This is a genomic window from Methylomonas sp. BG-2, from assembly GCF_057766305.1.
The window spans coordinates 1-1836 of record NZ_JBYMAP010000429.1; the positions used below are offsets into that span (position 1 = coordinate 1).

Sequence of the window (1836 nt, forward strand, 5' to 3'; positions counted from 1 at the left end):
AATCGGCGTGATATCGCCGGGAACCCCGTCGGCGCCATGCTCCGGTTCGGCGGACGATCGCTGCAAGCTTGGCTCGCAACCGGCGTTTTCGACCGTGGAATGCCCGCCATTGCAACGCCGCCGCAACCCGCCGGCGGCCGGTTGCGCTTGCGGAGAAATTTCAGCCTGTTTGCCGGCAATCGGCGCGGCTTTGACCAAGCTAGACATCGCCGGCCCTCATTTCGTCGATCACCGGTTGATATTCGCTGGTGACCGGGGTAATGCCGCCGGCGGTGGTTTGGTTGTAAAGCGAGTAATAATAATCGGCGGCAATATCGGCCTGCTGCTCGCGGTTGAATTCGCGGAAATGCTTGCCGAGCATGTTCGGCGACGGGTTGGTCGCCGGCCGCCACAACGCGTCCGGACCTTTGTAATCGTAGCCGGCGGTGGCCTGGGCGTGGATCGCTTCGCCCAGGTATTGCGAACCCGCGCGTTCGTATTGGAAAACATGGGTGAGTTCATGGGTCAGCCAGTGCATATCGTTGCTGCCCGGACTGGCGCTGATCTTTTGATTGAAATTGATGGTGTGAAAGGTGGTCACGCCCATCCCGCCGCCGCCCTTGAAAAAGGCGCCGATGGCGGCAATCAGCGAGTACTCGTCGATGCGGACCTGCCAGTAGGCGATGTTGTCCTGAAAGGTTTTTTGCGCTTCGCTTTTTTCAGTCGAATTCAGCGTGCGGGTGTTGATTTTAATGATTTGAAACAGCAAGTCCCAGACCTCGCCAATGCCGGCGATGTCCACCAATTTACCGATCAATCGGCCGACCCAGGCGGCGCCGGACAGAATGCCGTCCAAAAGCCAATGGCCCAAGCCTTTGAAATCCAGGTGCCACGCCAGTTTCAAGCCGTCCCACAACCAACCTGCCGCTCCGGCGATGCCGCTGCCCAAATGCTTAATCAGCCGCCAAACCCGGCCCGGGAAATTGACGACTTGACTCCAGGCCAAGGCCGCCCCGGCCTTCAACACATTCCAGCCCCAGCCGGCGAAGGCTTTGATGCCGCCCCAGACTTTGCCCGCCACCCATTTGGTGCCGTCCCAGACCTTGCCGGCGGCTTTTTTGATGCCCCGCCACGCCGCGCCGGCGCCTTTTTTGATCCCACCCCAAACCGCGCCGGCACCCTTCTTGATGCCGCCCCACACCGCGCTGGCACCTTTTTTAATGCCGCTCCACAATTTGCCGAAAAAGCCGCCCTGCACCCGCGGTTCGCTGGTTTCGCGCACCCGAACCGGCGCCAGCGGCGCCCGCGCCAGACCGCTTTGCTGTTGCAAGACATGGGTAAGCTCGTGCGCCAACAACCAACGTCCGCCGGCGCTAGCGGGTTGATACTGACCGGCCCCGAACACCACGTCGCGGCCGACGGTAAACGCGCGCGCCCTGACCGAATCGGCCAATTTGCCGGCTTCGACGCCGGTGTGAACCCGCACTTGGCTCAGGTCGTGACCCAGGCGCGGCTCGAATATGCGTCTGACCGGACTCGCCAGCGGTTGGCCGCCGCCGCGCAAGCCCTGAATCCGCGCTTCCTGGCGCGGCGACACGCTGGGAGTTTCACCGGGTTGCGGACTGGCCCGCATCGGCTCGGTTTCGCCGGCTTGATCCGCATCTTCGGACTCGGCTGGCTCGCCGCCGCTGGGTTTTTGGCCGCCCTCCAAATCGTCGCTTTCCAGCAATAGCAACGCGACTTGGGCCGGATCGCCCGCCTCGGCCCGCGCGTCGTCCGCGCTTTCCGGCGCGGCGGTTTCGGCTTGCGGCGCCGTTTCCGGTTCGGCGGCTTGCGCGTCCACGTCGTCGGCCGCCG

2 protein-coding genes are annotated in these 1836 nt (G+C 63.4%); both read right to left on the reverse strand.

Annotation, left to right across the window (positions count from 1 at the left end):
- Positions 1-207 (reverse strand): hypothetical protein (locus tag AC3B8H_RS20960; RefSeq protein ID WP_488443447.1); only part of this gene is annotated, 207 nt, incomplete at its 3' end.
- A partial coding sequence (locus AC3B8H_RS20965) for an eCIS core domain-containing protein (RefSeq protein ID WP_488443448.1) occupies positions 200-1836 on the reverse strand: 1637 nt, incomplete at its 5' end. The genes AC3B8H_RS20960 and AC3B8H_RS20965, both read right to left, overlap by 8 nt.